Source organism: Pseudarthrobacter sp. RHLT1-30-1, assembly GCF_059383415.1.
Genome location: NZ_JBWZCG010000033.1, coordinates 1 through 16,599 on the forward strand (window position 1 = coordinate 1; position 16,599 = coordinate 16,599).

Annotated in this window: 8 protein-coding genes; all 8 read left to right on the forward strand. The window is 69.8% G+C overall.

Annotated elements, in window-relative coordinates; genetic code table 11:
* Positions 1-5,434: Ig-like domain-containing protein (locus AC50YM_RS18155; RefSeq protein ID WP_494958346.1), on the forward strand; the 5,434-nt coding region annotated here is incomplete at its 5' end.
* A gap of 67 nt (positions 5,435-5,501) precedes the next feature.
* Positions 5,502-6,476 carry an AAA family ATPase gene (locus AC50YM_RS18160; RefSeq protein ID WP_494958347.1) on the forward strand — a complete coding sequence of 325 codons (975 nt, stop codon included), beginning with the start codon at positions 5,502-5,504 and terminating at the stop codon, positions 6,474-6,476.
* A gap of 116 nt (positions 6,477-6,592) precedes the next feature.
* Positions 6,593-7,924 carry a DUF58 domain-containing protein gene (locus tag AC50YM_RS18165; protein ID WP_494958348.1) on the forward strand — a complete coding sequence of 444 codons (1,332 nt, stop codon included), beginning with the start codon at positions 6,593-6,595 and terminating at the stop codon, positions 7,922-7,924.
* Positions 7,921-10,473: a transglutaminase-like domain-containing protein gene (locus tag AC50YM_RS18170; protein WP_494958349.1), complete on the forward strand. Its 2,553-nt coding sequence runs from the start codon at positions 7,921-7,923 to the stop codon at positions 10,471-10,473. Before AC50YM_RS18165 ends, AC50YM_RS18170 begins: the two co-directional genes overlap by 4 nt.
* Positions 10,470-11,984, forward strand: a complete 1,515-nt coding sequence (locus AC50YM_RS18175; protein WP_494958350.1) for an RDD family protein — start codon at positions 10,470-10,472, stop codon at positions 11,982-11,984. Before AC50YM_RS18170 ends, AC50YM_RS18175 begins: the two co-directional genes overlap by 4 nt.
* Positions 11,981-13,039: a PP2C family protein-serine/threonine phosphatase gene (locus AC50YM_RS18180; protein WP_494958351.1), complete on the forward strand. Its 1,059-nt coding sequence runs from the start codon at positions 11,981-11,983 to the stop codon at positions 13,037-13,039. The genes AC50YM_RS18175 and AC50YM_RS18180 overlap by 4 nt, the downstream gene beginning before the upstream one ends.
* Entirely contained in the window at positions 13,026-14,921 is a 1,896-nt protein-coding gene (locus AC50YM_RS18185) for an FHA domain-containing protein (protein ID WP_494958352.1), read from the forward strand. Before AC50YM_RS18180 ends, AC50YM_RS18185 begins: the two co-directional genes overlap by 14 nt.
* Entirely contained in the window at positions 14,918-16,567 is a 1,650-nt protein-coding gene (locus tag AC50YM_RS18190; RefSeq protein WP_494958353.1) for a serine/threonine protein kinase, read from the forward strand. Before AC50YM_RS18185 ends, AC50YM_RS18190 begins: the two co-directional genes overlap by 4 nt.
* Positions 16,568-16,599 lie beyond the last annotated feature (32 nt).

Here is a 16,599-nt window from a genome sequence, read left to right on the forward strand (position 1 = left end):
TGATGCGGGGCGGGGGAAGTTGTTCCTGCCGGGCGGGCGTGAGCTGGCGTTGGCGGAGGCGCGGGATGCGAAGTTGCAGCTGTCGGGTCCGGCGGCGGATGCGGTGGCGGTCGCGACGCCGAAGGCGTTGTTGCACCAGCCGCTGGATGGGTCGACGGCGAAGACGGTGACCTTTGGCGGGCAGGGTGTTCCGGCGGCGCCGGTGCAGTTGTCGGGGTGTGTGCATGCGGCGTGGTCGGGGGCGAACAAGTATGTCCGTGAGTGCGTGAACGATGCTGATGACCGGACCGTGGATGTGCCCAAGGCCAGTGCGGCGCCGAGTTATGTGTTCCGGGTCAACCGGGACCTGGTGGTCCTGAATGATGTGAACTCGGGCAATGTGTGGCTGGTGAACCAGAACATGCAGCTGGTCAACAACTGGGACGACGTCATCCCGCCCAAGAACCAGTCCGATGACCTGGACCAGGAGTCGGCGGACAACAACACCGTCAACATCCTGCCGGACCGCACCAAACCCAACCGGCCCCCGGAAACCAAGCCCGACGCCGTCGGCGTCCGCCCGGGCCGCACCACCATCCTGCCCGTGCTCGACAACGACTCGGACCCCGACGGCGACGTCCTCACGGCCTCCGCCGGCGACAACGGCCCCACCTCCGGCAGCCTGGAGAACATCTACGGCGGCACCGCATTCCAGATCACTGTCCCCGTGGACGCCAAGCCCGGCACCGAAACCTTTGGCTACAACGCCGCCGACGGCCGGGGCCTCTCCGCCGCCGGAAGCATCAACCTGACCGTCGTCGGCCCGGACGAGAACACCGCACCGCTGTTCAAACGCGGCGAGCCCACCACGATGCTGGTGGAACAGGGCAAAACCGTCAGCCAGAACATCCTCACCGACTGGACCGACCCCGACGGCGATGACCTCGTGCTGATGGACGCCAAGGCCGACAACGACCAGGACCAGGTCAAGGTCCGCCGCGACGGCCTGCTCACCTACCAGGACTCCGGCGCCGCGCCCGGCAAGAAGACCGTCACCGTCACCGTCTGGGACGGCCGTGCCACCACCACGGGCAGGGTCATCGTCAACGTCCAGCCTCCCGGCGCCCTGCAGCCCGTGGTCAACGCGGACCACGTCACCGCCGTCGTCGGCCAGGACCTCGTGATCGCACCGCTGAAGAACGACGTCGACCCCAACGGCGGCGCGCTGCGCCTGGCCCAGGTGGAAGGCGCCGGGACCGCCCAGCTGGGTCCCGTCACCGACGGCGGAACCTTCACCTTCCGCAGCGACACCCCGGGACCGGTTTACCTGACGTATCTCGCGAGCAACGGCCCGCAGAGCAGCCAGGGCCTGATCCGGGTGGACGTCGAATCCGGCAAGGATGCCGGTGACCCGGTCGCCGTCCACGATGTCGCCCTGCTGCCCGTCGGCGGCAGTGTCCTGCTGGATCCGCTGGCCAATGACTCGGACCCGTCCGGCGGGGTGCTGGTGCTGCAGTCGGTCCAGCTGGCGGAGAATTCGACCGCCTCGGTCAGCGTGATCGATCACAGCGTGCTGCGGATCACCGACGTCGTAGGCACCAAGGACCCCTTCAGCTTCCGCTACACCATGTCCAACGGCACCAAATCGGCCACCGGCAGTGTCTCGGTGGTCCCGGTGCCGGCACCCGCCGTCGTCGAGGCCCCGCAGCCCAAACCGGACGAGGTGAATGTGCGGGTCAACGACGTCGTCACCATCCCGGTGCTGGCCAACGACACCCACCCGCAGGGCGAGAAGCTCAGCGTGGACCCCGTCCTGCCGCAGGGCGTCCCGGAAACCGACGGGAAGAGCTTCGTCTCCGAAAACACGCTTCGTTTCATCGCCGGCGCCGAGCCCAGGACGGTCCGGGCGATCTACAACGCCGTCGACCCGCAGGGGCAGAAGAGCGCCGCGGCCGTGACCATCCATATCCTGCCGCTGGAAGGCGCGGAGAACTCCCGGCCGCAACCCCGGAACCTGACGGCACGTGTCGTGGCGGCCGGGTCGGTGCGGATTCCGGTGGAGCTCGACGGTATCGACCCCGACGGCGACTCCGTGCAGCTGACCGGCATCGACAGCACCCCGGCGATGGGCACCGCCACCGTGGGCAGCAACTTCATCGACTTCACCGCCGCCGGGGACGGCGCCGGTACTGACACGTTCCGCTACAAAGTCGTAGACCGCCAGGGCGCCGTCAACACCGGCACCGTCACCGTCGGCATCGCCCCGCGCGGGGACACCAACCAGAAACCCACCCCGGTGGACGACGACGTCAAGGTCCGGCCCGGACGCCAGATCGCCGTGGACGCCACCGGCAACGACACCGACCCGGACGGCGACCCGATCCGGATCCTCAGCGACGGCATCGAGGCCGCCCCGGAACTGCAGGCCACGGTCAGTAAACAGAGCTCCCGGATCATCCTGCTCGCCCCGGGCGAAGAGGGAACCGTCAACGTGGGCTACTCCATCGCCGATGACCGGGGTGCCACGGCCCAGGCCGCCATCGCCGTCAAGGTGCAGCGGGACGTGCCGCTGCTGGCCCCGATCGCCCGTGACGACCGGGTGACCTCCGCCCAGACGCTCGGCAAGACCGCCGTCGACGTCCCCGTCCTGAAGAACGACGAGGACCCCGACGGCGTCGGCGAGAACCTCAAGATTGCCACCGATGCCAGCACCGCCCGGCCCGGTGCCGGGGGCACCATGATCGTGGACCTGACCGAACAGCCGCAGCTCATCCCGTACACCGTGGAGGACCTCGACGGGCAGAAATCCACCGCGATCATCTGGGTCCCCGGCGTGGGCCAGCAGGTTCCCACCCTGGCCAAGGACGAGGTGCTTGAACTCGTCGCCGGGCAGTCCGCCACGGTCGACCTCAAGGAATGGGTCAAGGTCCGCGATGGACGCTCGCCCCGCCTGACCCAGACCGACCGGATCAAGCTCATCGGCGCCGACGGCTCCGACCCGGTGACCGGGAACGGCGCCGCGCTGAAGTACACCGCCGGCCAGGACTACGTGGGCCCCGGCTCGCTCAGCTTCGAAGTCACTGACGGCTCCGGCCCGGACGACGAGGCCGGTCTGAAGTCCACGCTCAGCATCCGCACCAAGGTGCTGCCGGACCCCAACCGCAACAACCCGCCGGTACTGCTCGGCAGCCAGATCGACGTGCCCAAGGCGGACTCCGCCACGATCGACCTCGCCCCGCTGACCACTGACCCGGACGACGGCGACACGGACCGGATGAAGTACGAGCTGGTGGGCGGTGTCCCGAGAGGCTTCGACGCCGGCATCGACGGAAGTTCGCTGAAAGTCTCCGCCAAGGACGGCAGCGCCGCCGGAGCCGGCGGCGCGGTCCAGGTCAAGGCCACCGACCCCCGCGGGCTTGAAGCGACCGCGACCTACCAGCTGACCGTCACGGCCTCCAACCGGCCCAAGCCGGTGGCGAACGACGACGTCGAAGCCAACGCAGCGGCCGGCAAACCCGTCACCGTGCCGGTGCTGGCCAACGACGCCAACCCGTTCCCCGAGACGGCGCTGAAAATCATCTCGGCCGTGACCGAGACCGGCCAGGGCACCGCCGCGGTCACCGGGGACACCGTGACGGTGACACCGGCCGACGGGTTCTCCGGAACGATGATCGTGGCCTACACCGTGGCGGACAAGACCGGCGACGAGTCCCGCCACGCGACCGCCCGAATCCGGCTGACCGTGAAGGACAAGCCGCTGGCGCCGACCACACCGCAGGCCGCGAGCGTGGGGGACAGTACCGCCCTGCTGAACTGGACCGCCCCGGCGGACCGCGGAGCGGCCATCACCAAATACACCGTGTACGGCGAGGCCGGTTACCGCCAGGACTGCCCGGCGAACTCCTGCACACTCACCGGGCTGACCAACAACTCCAAGTACCACTTCCAGGTCACGGCCAGCAACGAACTCGGCGAATCCGAGCGGTCCCCGGCCTCGGCCGAGGTGCGCCCGGACGTCAAGCCGGACACACCGGCCGCGCCCGCAGTGAAGTTCGGCGACACCCAGCTCACGGTGACATGGGCGGCGCCGGCGTCCAAGGGCTCACCGGTCAAGTCTTACGACCTGGAGATCTCCCCGGCCCCGGCCGGGCAAAACGCCCAGATCCAGAACCTCAGCTCGGTGAGCCACGTCTGGAAGGGCCTCAAGAACGGCGTCGCATACAAGGTGCGGGTCCTGGCCCGCAATGACGCCAAGGAACCCTCCGAATGGAGCGCCTACTCCACGGCGGAAACCCCGGCCGGGGTGCCCGCCACGCCGGCAGCCCCGAGTGCCAGCGCCGCGGGCCCGGTGGGCAACCAGAGCCAGCTCAAGGTGAACTGGACGGCCCCGAACACCAACGGCGACGCCATTTCCGCGTATACGCTCACCACGTTGCGCGGCGGCGCCGCCGTTGCGACCCGGCAGGTGTCCGGCACCACGCAGAACGTCACCGTCGACAACTCCGAGGCCGGCTATACGTTCACCGTGTCCGCCACGAACAAGGCCGGAACCTCCGCTACGAGCGCCCAGTCCGCCGCTGTCCGCGCCGTCGGCAAACCGGCGATGGTGGCCAAACCGGCGGTGGCGCTGGTGGATACCGGCGGCGACGGCGGCAAGATCGACGTCCGCTTCACCGCGCTGACCGCGGAGCAGCGCAACGGGTCCAGCGCCACCGAAATCACCTACCGCTACAAGCTCACGTCCAGCGGCGCCGGCGGTTCCATCCCCGCTGGCGGCGCGGTGGTTGCCGCCCCCAACGGCACCGCCACCGCCGTGACGGTCTGGGCGGTCTCCTCACGGAGCACCAGCGCCGGCGACGCGAGCCCCGCGTCCGACTCGGTCAACCCCTACGGGCTGGCCTTCGCCCCGGCCGTCACCGGAGCCAACAGCAGTGGCGTGGGAGACCAAACCGTCTCCTGGACCTGGACCGCGGCGAACGGCAACGGCCGCCCCGTGACCGGTTACCAGTACAGCCTCGACGGCGGCGGCTGGCAGGACACGCAGCAGCGCTCCTTCTCCAAGAGCGTGGGCTTCAGCGAGACGCACACCCTGGAAGTTCGCGCCATCAGCGGAGGCCAGAACGGGCGGATCGGCAAGGACACCTCACGCAGCGGGTCGGAGCCGCCGCCGCCGGTCCCGACGACCTGGAGCGTCGAAGCCACCCCGGTGCGCAGTTGCACGGAGCCCAGCAAAAACACCGACAGCTTCGTGGGCGGCGACTGCGTGGGCGCCGGCAAGTGGATGAACCCCGGCTCGCCCGCGAAGACTGACTACTACGTCGTCTGGTATATAACGGACAAGAACCCGACCGGTGTCTGGTACCACGTGACCACCGGCGCAGTCGCGGGGAACTTTGTCCGCGGAAACACGACGAACCTGGGCGGCACGCCTCCGGCCGGTATGCCCAAGCGATGACACCCGACCCGGGCCTCGCGCCTAAATTTGCCAAGCTTTTTCACCCAGAACAGAAGAGGACCAACCCATGACCATGACCACCGAACAGGCCGAATGGTTTTCCGGCACCTTCGAAAAGCTCGTCGCCAACGTCGGCCAGGCCGTGCTGGGCAAGGCCCACGTCATCCGGCTGACCTTCACGGCGATGCTGGCGGAAGGGCATGTCCTCTTTGAGGACGCACCGGGTACCGGCAAGACCTCGCTGGCCCGCGCCCTCGCGGCCACCGTCCAGGGCTCCAACAACCGCATCCAGTTCACCCCGGACCTGCTGCCCTCCGACGTCACCGGCGTGACGATCTACGACCAGAAGACGCAGAAGTTCGAGTTCCACAAGGGCCCGATCTTCAACAACATCGTCCTCGCCGACGAAATCAACCGTGCCTCGCCCAAGACCCAGTCCGCGCTGCTCGAGGTCATGGAGGAATCCCGGGTCACCGTCGATGGCACCACCTATGAGGCCGGCCGGCCGTTTATGGTGATGGCCACCCAGAACCCGATCGAGCAGGCCGGCACCTACCGGCTGCCCGAGGCCCAGCTGGACCGCTTCCTGATGAAGACCTCCATCGGCTACCCGGACCACGCCTCCACGGTCCAGCTCCTCGGCGGCGCCAACCTCAAGGACCGCTCCAAGGACATCACCCCCGTCATCACCACCCAGGCGATCGCGGACATGGCCGACCTCGCTGCGACCACCCACGTGGACACCGCCGTGCTGGAATACATCTCCCGGCTTTGCGAGGAGACCCGCAACGCCCCGGAGACCCGCCTCGGCGTCTCCGTCCGCGGCGCCCTCGCCATGGTCCGCGCCTCCAAGGTCTGGGCCGCCAGCCAGGGCCGCAACTTCGTGCTCCCGGACGACATCAAAGACCTCGCCGCTGTTGTCTGGACCCACCGGCTGGTCATGGACCCCGAAGCGGAATTCTCCGGGGCCACCCCGGAGGCCGTGCTGACCCGCGCCCTGGCAGCAGTCGCCGCGCCGCAGCAGCGCGCCTCCGTCAGCTAGCAGCAGGCTCGGCCCGGCAGAACCGCCTGGCAGAACCGCCGGACTGCGCCGCTCAGCAGGGCCCCGCCGGCACCAACAGAGTCACCCAGTCACCCAGCACGAACAAAGGCACCCATATGTCCTCCAGCACTCCGCTGACCCGGCTTGCTGAACGCCTGCAACGGCCCTTCCACCGGGACGGCAGGCCGACACGCCTGCATCCTGCCTCCCTCTGGACCGAAGCCGGAAGCACGGCAGGTTTGGCGCTCGCCCCCGTCTGGCGCACCGTCCGCGCGCTGTGGTTGCGCTCTGTATGGCCCGTCCTCTCCGTTGTGAGCGTCCTGGGCTGGTTCGTCCTCGCCGCGGCGATCCTGCTGTGGACCGTCGGCCAGGCCTTCGGCTGGCAGGAGGCCAAGGCCGCCGCGATCGCCGCGTTCGTCCTGTTCGTGCTCGCCATCGGCTTCATCCTGGGCCGCTCCTCCTACGAGGTTGTGCTGGACCTGGCCCGCACGCGGGTGGCGGTGGGGGACAGCGCCGTCGGCAGCATTGCCGTTTCCAACACCTCGGCCCGGCCGCTGCTGCACGCGGACCTGGAACTGCCGGTCGGATCCGCCACCGCCGTATTCCACCTGCCGAGGATGAAACCGCAGCAGATCCACGAGGACCTCTTCACCATCCCCACCGCCCGCCGCGCCGTCATAGTGGTGGGCCCGGTCCGCTCCGTCCGCGCCGACCCGCTGCACCTGCTGCGCCGCCAGGTGAGCTGGACCGAACCCGAGGACCTGTTCGTGCACCCGAAAACCACGGCCCTGGCCGGCTCGGCGGCCGGATTCATCCGCGACCTCGAGGGCATGCCCACGACCGACCTCTCCAGCGCCGACGTGTCCTTCCACGCCCTGCGCGACTACGTCCCGGGAGACGACCGGCGGCACATCCACTGGAAGACCACGGCCCGCACCAACAAGCTCATGGTCCGCCAGTTCGAGGAAACCCGCCGGGCACACCTCGCCATTTCGCTGTCCATCAACACGGACGAATACGCCTCCGAGGAGGAGTTCGAGCTGGCCATCTCCGCCGCCGCGTCCATCGGACGGCAGGCCATCCGCGAACAGCGCGACCTGGATGTGCTCACCCAGAAGGGCCCGCTGCGCTGCGAAACCGGCCGCAACATGCTCGATGACATGACCCGGATCGTCGGCGCACCCCAGCGCCGGACCGCCGTCGACCTCGCCCGGAGCCTGGCGGACACCGTCCCCAACGCCTCCGTGGTGTTCCTGATCGTGGGCAGCAACGTCACCGCCACCCAGCTGCGCTCCGCCTCGGCCGCCGTGCCAATGGGCGTCCGCAGCATCGCCGTCCGGCTGCAGTCCGGCGCCGCACCGGCCCGGGCCAACATCGGCGACCTGACCGTGCTGACCCTCGGCGATCTCTCTGACCTGGCCATCGTGCTGAGGAAGGCGGCAGCATGAGCACCGCGACCCCCCTTCGGCCCCGCAACAACCCGCCGGCGCGGCGCTCCGCCCTGTTCGGCGCCACCCCGCCCTGGCATGTGGCGCTCGACGCCGGCGCCCTCACCGTGCTGCTCGGCCTCGGTGTGCTCGGCTTCAGCCTCAGCTTCGGCGGCGACCCGTACTATTTGATCGCCGGCTTCGGCGGCATCCTGCTGGGCCTGGCCCTGGCGGCGGCCAATGTGCACTTCCGCCTGGGTTTGCTGATCACCGCTGCCCTGACCCTCGGCGTCTACCTCGTTTTCGGCACCGCCGTCGCGGTCCCGGAGGCCTCCATCGCCGGCGTCCTGCCGACGCTGGATTCGCTGCGCACCCTGCTGCTCGGTGTCGTGTTCGCCTGGAAGGACATGCTCACCGTCGGTGTGCCGGTCGGCACCGCCGGCGGCACCCTGATTGTGCCGTTCCTGAGCTCGCTGCTCACCGCCCTGGCGGCCGGGCTGCTGATCTGGCGGCTCAAGAGCCCGTACTGGCCGCTGCTGCCGGTGCTGGTCCTGTTCGTCACCGGCATCGCCTTCAGCACCAGCTCAGGTTTCCTCACGGTGGAACGCGGAATCTCACTGACCGTGGTAGCCATCGCCTGGGCCACCTTCCGCCGCGATGCACTCCGCCGCAGCGACACCCGCAAGGTCTCCGTCAACCGACTGGAGACCGACGAGGCCACCGCCCGCGCAGCCACCGTCCGCCGGCTGGGCACCGCCGCCGCGGTGCTCGCCGTCGCCGTCGCAATCACCGCCGTCGCCTCCCCGCTGGTCACCGCCAGCGATGACCGCCGCGTCCTGCGCAACACGATCGTGCCGCCCTTCGACCCGAAGGACTACGTGACCCCGCTGGCGAGCTTCCGCAACTTCGTCAAGGACAAGAAAGACGACAACCTCTTCGTCGTCAAGGGCCTGCCCAAGGACGCCCGGGTGCGCCTCGCCGCACTCGACTCCTTCAACGGGACCAACTACACCATGGACCCGAACGGCTCCGGCAGCTTCAGCAAGGTGGGCGACGCGAAGTCCCTCAACACGCTGGCCGATTCCACCGGGATCGTGCCGACCACGAACTACGCGCTGGACATCACGATCGAGGACTACGAGGGCTATTTCCTGCCCGGCGGCACCAAAACCACCGGGATCAGCTTCGACCGCGACAGCTCGGGTACGGCATCCGGCCTGTACTTCAACGCCGGCACCGACACGGCCGTCACCACCCGGGGCCTCACCAAAGGCGATGCCTACCGGGTCCAGGTTGCCGACCCCGCCACCCTGGAACACGGGCAGCTGACGCAGTACGACTTCGCCAAGATGTCCCTGCCTGACACCGCCGAGGTGCCGCCCGTCGTCGGCTCGCAGGCCAACGACCTCTCCGCTGACGCCCCCACCGCGATTGACCGGGTGCGCCAGATCGAGGCCCATTTCCAGAAGAAGGGCGCCTTCAGCAACGGCCTGATCGCCGACGGCCAGCTGCCCAGCGTCTCCGGGCACGGCGCCAACCGTATCCGAAGCCTGCTGACCGCCAAGCAGATGCTCGGCGACGACGAACAGTACGCCGTCGCGATGTCGCTGATGCTGCGCCACCTCGGCATCCCCTCGCGAGTGGTGATGGGGTTCTACCCCGAGCCCAGGAGCCCGGAAAACGGTGCCGGCGAAGTCAAGATCACCGGCAAGGATGTCCACGCGTGGGTCGAAGTCGCCTTCGACCGGGTGGGCTGGGTGTCCTTTGACCCCACCCCGCCGAAGGATAATGTGCCGATCCCGCCGGATCCGGAGAACAAGTCCAAGCCCAAGCCGCAGGTGCTGCAGCCGCCGCCCCCGCCGCAGGAGCCCGCTGACCTCCCGCCGGACTCCTCGCCGGACGCGCTGGACGCCGACGAGAAGAAGAACAACCCCTGGCTGTTCTGGGGTCCGCTGCTCGCGGCGATCGGCCTGGCGCTGATCCCGATCGGAATCCTGGCGCTGCCGCTGCTGTTGATTGCCGTGCTCAAATCCCGGCGCCGGAAATTCCGGTTCAACGAAGGCCACCCGGCGCAGCGTGTCGGCGGCGGCTGGAACGAAGTCGTCAGCCTCGCGACCGACCTCGGCGCCGGCATTGACAGCCGCGCCACCCGGCGCGAGTCCGCCGTCGTGCTCGCCGACGCGTTCCCGGCCGTCGGTGGAACCACAACGCTGCTCGCCAACCGGGCCGACGCCGCGATCTTCGGCGCCGGCCAGCCGAGCGAGGACCAGGTCCGGCAGTACTGGGAGACGGTGGACGGCTCGCTCAAGGAGATGACCGGAACCCTCGGGTTCTGGCGGCGGCAGCGGGCGCGGTTCTCGCCGCGCTCGCTGCTGGCCGACGGCCGGGCCGCGCTCAAACAGCGGAGCCTTCAACCCGGGCGGCCCGGCAGGAAGCGCGCGGCGCCCGCAGCTGTGCAAACGCCTGCCGGTACAGTGGAGTCCGGTCCGGCGGCGGCAGTCCACACCGGTGCTGCCGAATCCGCCGCCGACGCCAGCCAGACTGCCAGGGAGAAGCGCAACCAGCCATGACCGACGACGCCGAGCGCTGCCCGCGCTGCCAGCAGCCGCTCCGCCCGGGGGCTGCCTTCTGTACCTCCTGCGGCACACCGCTGAGCAACCGTGCCGCGCGGAACACCGGCCTGATCCCCGGTAGTATCCCCCTAACGCAGGGCCCGGCAACGGGCCGTGGACAAGGGGGAGGTGTTTCCGTGCGCAGCAATCTTGAACTGGTTCCCGCGACGGCCGGGAAACGGCTGGGAGCCGCGGTGTTGGACTGGCTGCCGCCCGTGACCATCCTGACCATCCTGCTGGTCGTCGGATTCGCCGGTGTCACCCGCACCCAAAGCGGGGGATATATCGTCTACAACACCGCGCCCCTGGTGCTGTTCGGCGGCATCGGCGCCGGCCTCACCCTGGCCTATACCCTGGTGGTGGCGATGCTGGAGGGCCGGTCCGGTGCCACCCTCGGAAACCGTCTGATGGGCATCCGCAGCACCGATGCCGACGGCTACGCCCCGGGCGGGGGAGCGGTCTTCCTGCGCGGCCTCATCACTGGCGCCGGAATGCTGCTCGCCGTGATCGCCGCCGCCGTGCTCGTGATCTTCCAGTGGTTCGGCATCGCCCCGCTGGTGCTTGGGCCGCTCCAGTTCCTGGGCACGGTCTGGGCGGTCCTCGTGGTGCTCTCCAGCGCCTGGGACCGCAACGGCCAGCTCCGCGGCTGGCACGACACCGCCGCCAAGACCCTCGTCTTCGATGTCAAGGCCGGACGCAATCCGATCACCACGGGCGGCATCCAGGGCCCCTACAGTTTCGCGCCGTTGGACCTCCCGCCGGTCCAGCAGGTCGCCTCGCCGCTGGCACGTGCCGCGGCCGCGGCCGCAGCATCGGCCACGGCCACGGCCACGGCCACGGCCCCTGCAACTGCCGCTGCCGGGCCCGCTGCTCCGCAGTGGCAGCCGCCGGCATCACCGCAGCCCGCCCCGGCCGCCGTCCAGCAGCCCGCCGTTTCGCGCCAGCCCGCCGTCTTGCCCCAGCCTTACGCTGTGGAGCAGCCGGCGGTGACGGAACAGCCCACCGCGCTCCCGCCGGCTCCCTTCGCCGCGTCGTTCGCGCCGCCGGCCCCGACGGCGGCCTTCCAGCGGGGCCTGCACCCGGATGACGACCTTGACCGCACCCAGGTCCGCGGCGACACGAATGCCCCGGTCACCGTGGCGATGCTCCGGATCCGGCTGGACGACGGCCGCGACATCGAACTCGACCGCACGGTGCTGATCGGCCGGAATCCCGCCGGGTACCCCGGTGAAGACCCGGGGCAGCTCATCCCGGTGGCCGATCCCGGACGGTCCATTTCCAAAACCCACCTCCACCTCCTCGCCGGAAACGGCGGAGCCTGGGTCACGGACCGCAACTCCACCAACGGCAGCGCCGTCACCACCCCGGACGGGATCCGTACCGCCCTCACGGCGGGGGAGCCCACCCACGTCCGACCAGGTTCCACCGTGCACTTCGGTGACCGCTCCTTCTACCTAGGACAGGCATGAATTCCCAGCCGGACGCCGTTCCACCCTCAACAGGTTCCGACACCGCTCCGGTGCCGTCCCTCGGCACGCCGCCCAGCGGCGCCTCGGACGCTGACGACAGCGGTGCCGCGCGCACCGGATCCAGTGATGTTGCCGATGGCGTTGCCAGCAGTGACTCCAGCGCTGCCTCAAGCAGCGTTTCCTCCAGCCTGCGGCTGAGTTGCGGCTACGGCACGGACCGTGGCCTGCGCCGCGAAATGAACGAGGATTCCTTCATTGCCTCAGACCCCGTCTTCGCCGTCGCGGACGGCATGGGCGGGCATGAAGCCGGCGAAATCGCGAGCGGAATCTGCGTCCGCACCCTCGCCCGGATTCCGCAACTGGCGAGCGGGGAGCGGGACGCCACGGCCGGCATCGTGCAGGAATACCTGCAGCTGGCAGATGAGAGCATCCGTGAAGCCACCGGTTCCCGGGCCGGGACCACCCTCTCCGGCGTTGTGGTGGTGGAGCAGATGGGCGTCCCCTACTGGCTGGTCGTCAACATCGGCGACTCCCGGACCTACCGCCTGAGCCAGGGCAAACTCAACCAGGTCAGCGTCGACCACTCCGAGGTCCAGGAACTGGTCGATGCCGGCCAGATCAGCCCGGCGGAGGCGGCCGTGCACCCCCGGCGGCACGTCGTGACCCGTGCACTCGGCACCGGTGACGAGACCGAGGCCGATTACTGGCTGCTGCCCATCGAGGAAGGAGACCGGATCCTGGTCTGCTCCGACGGGCTCAACGGCGAACTCGACGACAACCGCATCGCCAACATCCTCCGCTCCAAGACGGACCCGCAGGCGGCGGTGGATGAACTCATCCAGGCGGCCCTGCGCAGCGGCGGCCGGGACAATGTCACGTGCATCGTGCTGGACGCCAGCAATGTCCGCAACGACGACGGCGTCGCCCTGACAGCGCCGCGAAGCGCTGCTGCGGCGGAGGACGAGGACACCCTGCCCCGCACCGACGCACTGGACCTCGCCCCCAACGGCGACCCGGCCGCCGCAGAGCTGAAGGATCCGCATGATGCCAAGTAACCCCGCCGCTGCTGCGCGCTACACGCCCGGCAGCTGGCTCGGTGTAGTGCGCTCCGGAACCGTGGTGCTGCTGCGCCCGGACAGCGCGGCCGACCTGGTTGAATCCGTCTGGGAACTCCTCGGGACCGGCCCCGACGTCCATGAGGTGCTGGACGCCGTGACCTCGGCCTCGGGCGGGTCGCTGGCCCGATTGCCGTGGTTCGCGATCGTGCACAGCCGGAAGGCTGTGCAGTTCTTCCTGCGCGGCGAGATCGACCTGACCGTGGACCTTCCGTCCGGACCGGTGGAACTGAGCGGCCGCGATGTGACGACCTGGACGGAAAGACGCTTCGCAACGGCAAACGGCTTCAGCCTGACTGTGGCGGGAGAGGAAGCCGCGGGCGCAGCCGGCGCAGGACTGGACCTCCCGCTGGCTGACGGCGTGGTCCTGCTCCGCGGCCTGCGGATGGACTTCACCGGCTCAGCCGCAGCGAAAATCCCCCCGGCTTTGCCCGCTTTCGTGGCTGTCCCGGCACCTGGGAAAGCGGCGGGGACGAAGGACGACGACGATACGCCAGGAGCCGAGGCAGCGGCGGACGACGATGCATCCGTGGCCCAGGCCGCAATCCAGGACGACGTCCTGGCAGCCGCCGAAGCCGACATCGCCGCCGAGCTTCGCGACCACGGCGCCTCCGCGGAGACCGTGCTGGAGTTCCCCGGCGAGGATCCCGAGCTCAACGGAACTCTCCAGGAAGAACCGGAACCGGAGCAAGCACCGGAACCGGACCGGGAACCGGAACCGGAACAAGAACCGGAACAGGCCTCCGAAGGGGCTGACCCGGACCCGGCGGCGCCGCAGCCGCCCGCGGCACCTGAGCCGGCCGAGCAGGAGCCCACCGGCAGCTATGACCACCTCTGGGAGCAGACGGTGATGCGGAACATCGAAGACGCCGCCGTCCGCGAAGACCCCGACGCCGACCCCGACGCCGAACCGGCGGCAGGACCTGCCGCGGGCGCCCTCGGCGACCCCGACGCCGAATCCGCCAGCCCACAGTCCGCCAGCCCAGTGCTTTGCGGCCCCGGGCACACGGCCCTCGAGCCCACGGCTCCCCAGTCCTCACCGGCCGAGGCCGCGCCCGTTCCGGCGCCGCCCGCGATCCCTACCGGACTCATCGACTCCGTGCCCTGGCGCACCGGCGGCGGCAGCCCGTCGTCGACCCCGCCGTCCAGGCAGCAGCCGACGCCGGCCGCACCACTGCCGCGGGTTGCCCCGCAGGCACCTGCCTTGCACGCAACAGCCCCGCAGGCTCCTGCCCGGCCCCTGCCAGCGGCGCAGCCCGACGCCGATGAGGACCACGACGGCCAGACGATTATGAAAAGCGACCTCGCCGGCGCCGCCGCGCAGCCGCCCAGCGGCCGGCGCAGCGGCGGGGAACCGGCCACCGGTCCTCTGGTCCTGGCCCGGGTCTGCCCGCAGGGACACGCCAACCCGTCCACGTATTCCCAGTGCGGGCGCTGCGGTGAGCCGCTGCCCGGCGACGGCGTCCAGGTCCGGCGGCCCCGCCTGGGCCGGATGCGGCTGTCCTCCGGGGAACTGATCGATTTGGACCAGTCGCTGATCGTGGGACGCCAGCCCTCGGTGTCGCGTGTCCAGGGCGCCGTGATGCCCAAGCTGGTCCAGGTGGCCAGCCCCAGCGGCGACATCTCCCGCTCCCATGTGGAGGTCCGGCTCGAAGGCTGGCACGTGATGCTGTGCGACCTCAAGGCGACCAACGGCACCGTGCTGGTCCGTGAAGGCCAGTCCCCGCGCCGGCTGGCGCAGGGCGAGATGGCCATCCTGCTCGACGGCGATATCGCGGAAGTCGGCGACGGCATCTCGCTGCGCTTTGAGGAGATCCCGTGAGCTCAAAACGGCCCGTAGCCCCGCCGCCGATCATTCCGGGCTTCACCTACATCAACCTGCTCGGCTCCGGCGGCTTCTCCGACGTCTACCTCTACGAGCAGGACCGGCCGCGCCGCAAGGTGGCCGTCAAGGTGCTGCTCTCGGACCTCAAAACCGAAGGCGCCCGCCGCCGCTTCGAATCCGAAGCGAACCTGATGGCACAACTGTCCTCACACCCCTATATCGTGACGATCTTCGAAGCCGAGATCACCGACGCCGGGCATTCCTACCTGGCCATGGAGTACTGCTCCCGTCCCAGCCTGGACGTCCGCTACCGGCGGCAGCGGTTCAGCGTGGACGAGGTCCTCGCCGTCGGCATCCAGGTGGCATCCGCCGTCGAGACCGCCCACCGGGCCGGGATCGCGCACCGGGACATCAAACCCGCCAACATCCTCGTCACGGACTACAACCGGCCGGCCCTGACCGACTTCGGCATCTCCGGAACCCTCGCCGGCGACCAGGACGAGGACGCCGGCATGTCCATCCCCTGGTCCCCGCCCGAACAGTTCACCGGCAACCACGTCGACGGCGTCCTGGTGGACGTCTGGGCGCTGGGCGCCACGCTGTACACCCTGCTGGCCGGCCGGTCCCCGTTCGTGCTGCCGGGGGCTGACAACTCCCAGCGGGAGCTGATCTCCCGCATCACCAACCTGCCGGTACCGAAGCTGGGCCGCGCCGACGTGCCGGAATCCCTCGAACTGGCCCTCTCTACGGCGATGGCCAAGGCCGCTTCCTCCCGCTACTCCTCGGCCCACGCGTTCGCCCTGGCCCTGCAGCGGATCCAGGCCGAACTGAACCTCTCCGTGACGCCGTTCGAGGTCCTGGAAGAGCCCCGCGCCGAGGAAAACCACCCCGACGACGGCTTCGAGGAAACCCGTGTCCGCAGCGTCGCCGCGATCGACCCGGACGCCACCGGCAACGCCCCGACCTTCCCGGCGCGCGTCCTCACCGCGGACACCGGCTTCACGGCCGACAATTCCACCACCTTCAACAACGCCACCATCCAGCGCCCTGCACTGCCGGGTTTCGGCACGCCCGGATCCGGCACCGCCGGCACCGCGCGGCCGTCTTACCGCACCCCGGCACCCGAGGATGACCTTGCCGCCACGGTTAACCGCTCCAGCGCGGCAACGCCGGCGGCGGACCGGGCCGACGGCACAGGGGAGCAGCCGGCCGACCGCGGCCGCCGGAACCTGCTGCTCTCCATCGTCGGCGGCACCGTCGTGCTGGCCGCCGTCGTCGTAGGCATCGTGGCGGGCACTACCCGGCCCGCGCCGGCGCCGAAGGCCACAGACCAGATCAGCAAACCGCCCGCCGACGCCCTGGACAACGGCACCGTCCCGGATGTTACCGGGCTGACCGGCACGCCCGGCGCGGCGGGGAAGGTCAGCTTCAGCTGGACCAATCCGCAGCCGAAACCGGGCGACAGCTACAAGTGGCGGGTCCACACGCTCAAGGGCGGCGGGCAGTACCAGGCCGCCGCTGCACCGGCGGCCGAAATCGCGGCCAACCCGGCCGAGCCGAGCTGCATCCAGGTCATGATCGTGCGCAGCGACGGGGCCTCCTCGCCGCTGGGCCCGGACTCCATCGCCTGCGTCACCCGATAGCACCACCAACGACTTCGGAGAAAGGCACGACA

What these genes read in the sequence shown, in the direction of transcription:
- AC50YM_RS18185 (WP_494958352.1), top strand. Translation starts at nt 13,026, where the DNA reads ATGATGCCAAGTAACCCCGCCGCTGCTGCGCGCTACACGCCCGGCAGC.
- AC50YM_RS18170 (WP_494958349.1), top strand. Translation starts at nt 7,921, where the DNA reads ATGAGCACCGCGACCCCCCTTCGGCCCCGCAACAACCCGCCGGCGCGG.
- AC50YM_RS18180 (WP_494958351.1), top strand. Translation starts at nt 11,981, where the DNA reads ATGAATTCCCAGCCGGACGCCGTTCCACCCTCAACAGGTTCCGACACC.
- AC50YM_RS18165 (WP_494958348.1), top strand. Translation starts at nt 6,593, where the DNA reads ATGTCCTCCAGCACTCCGCTGACCCGGCTTGCTGAACGCCTGCAACGG.
- AC50YM_RS18160 (WP_494958347.1), top strand. Translation starts at nt 5,502, where the DNA reads ATGACCATGACCACCGAACAGGCCGAATGGTTTTCCGGCACCTTCGAA.
- AC50YM_RS18175 (WP_494958350.1), top strand. Translation starts at nt 10,470, where the DNA reads ATGACCGACGACGCCGAGCGCTGCCCGCGCTGCCAGCAGCCGCTCCGC.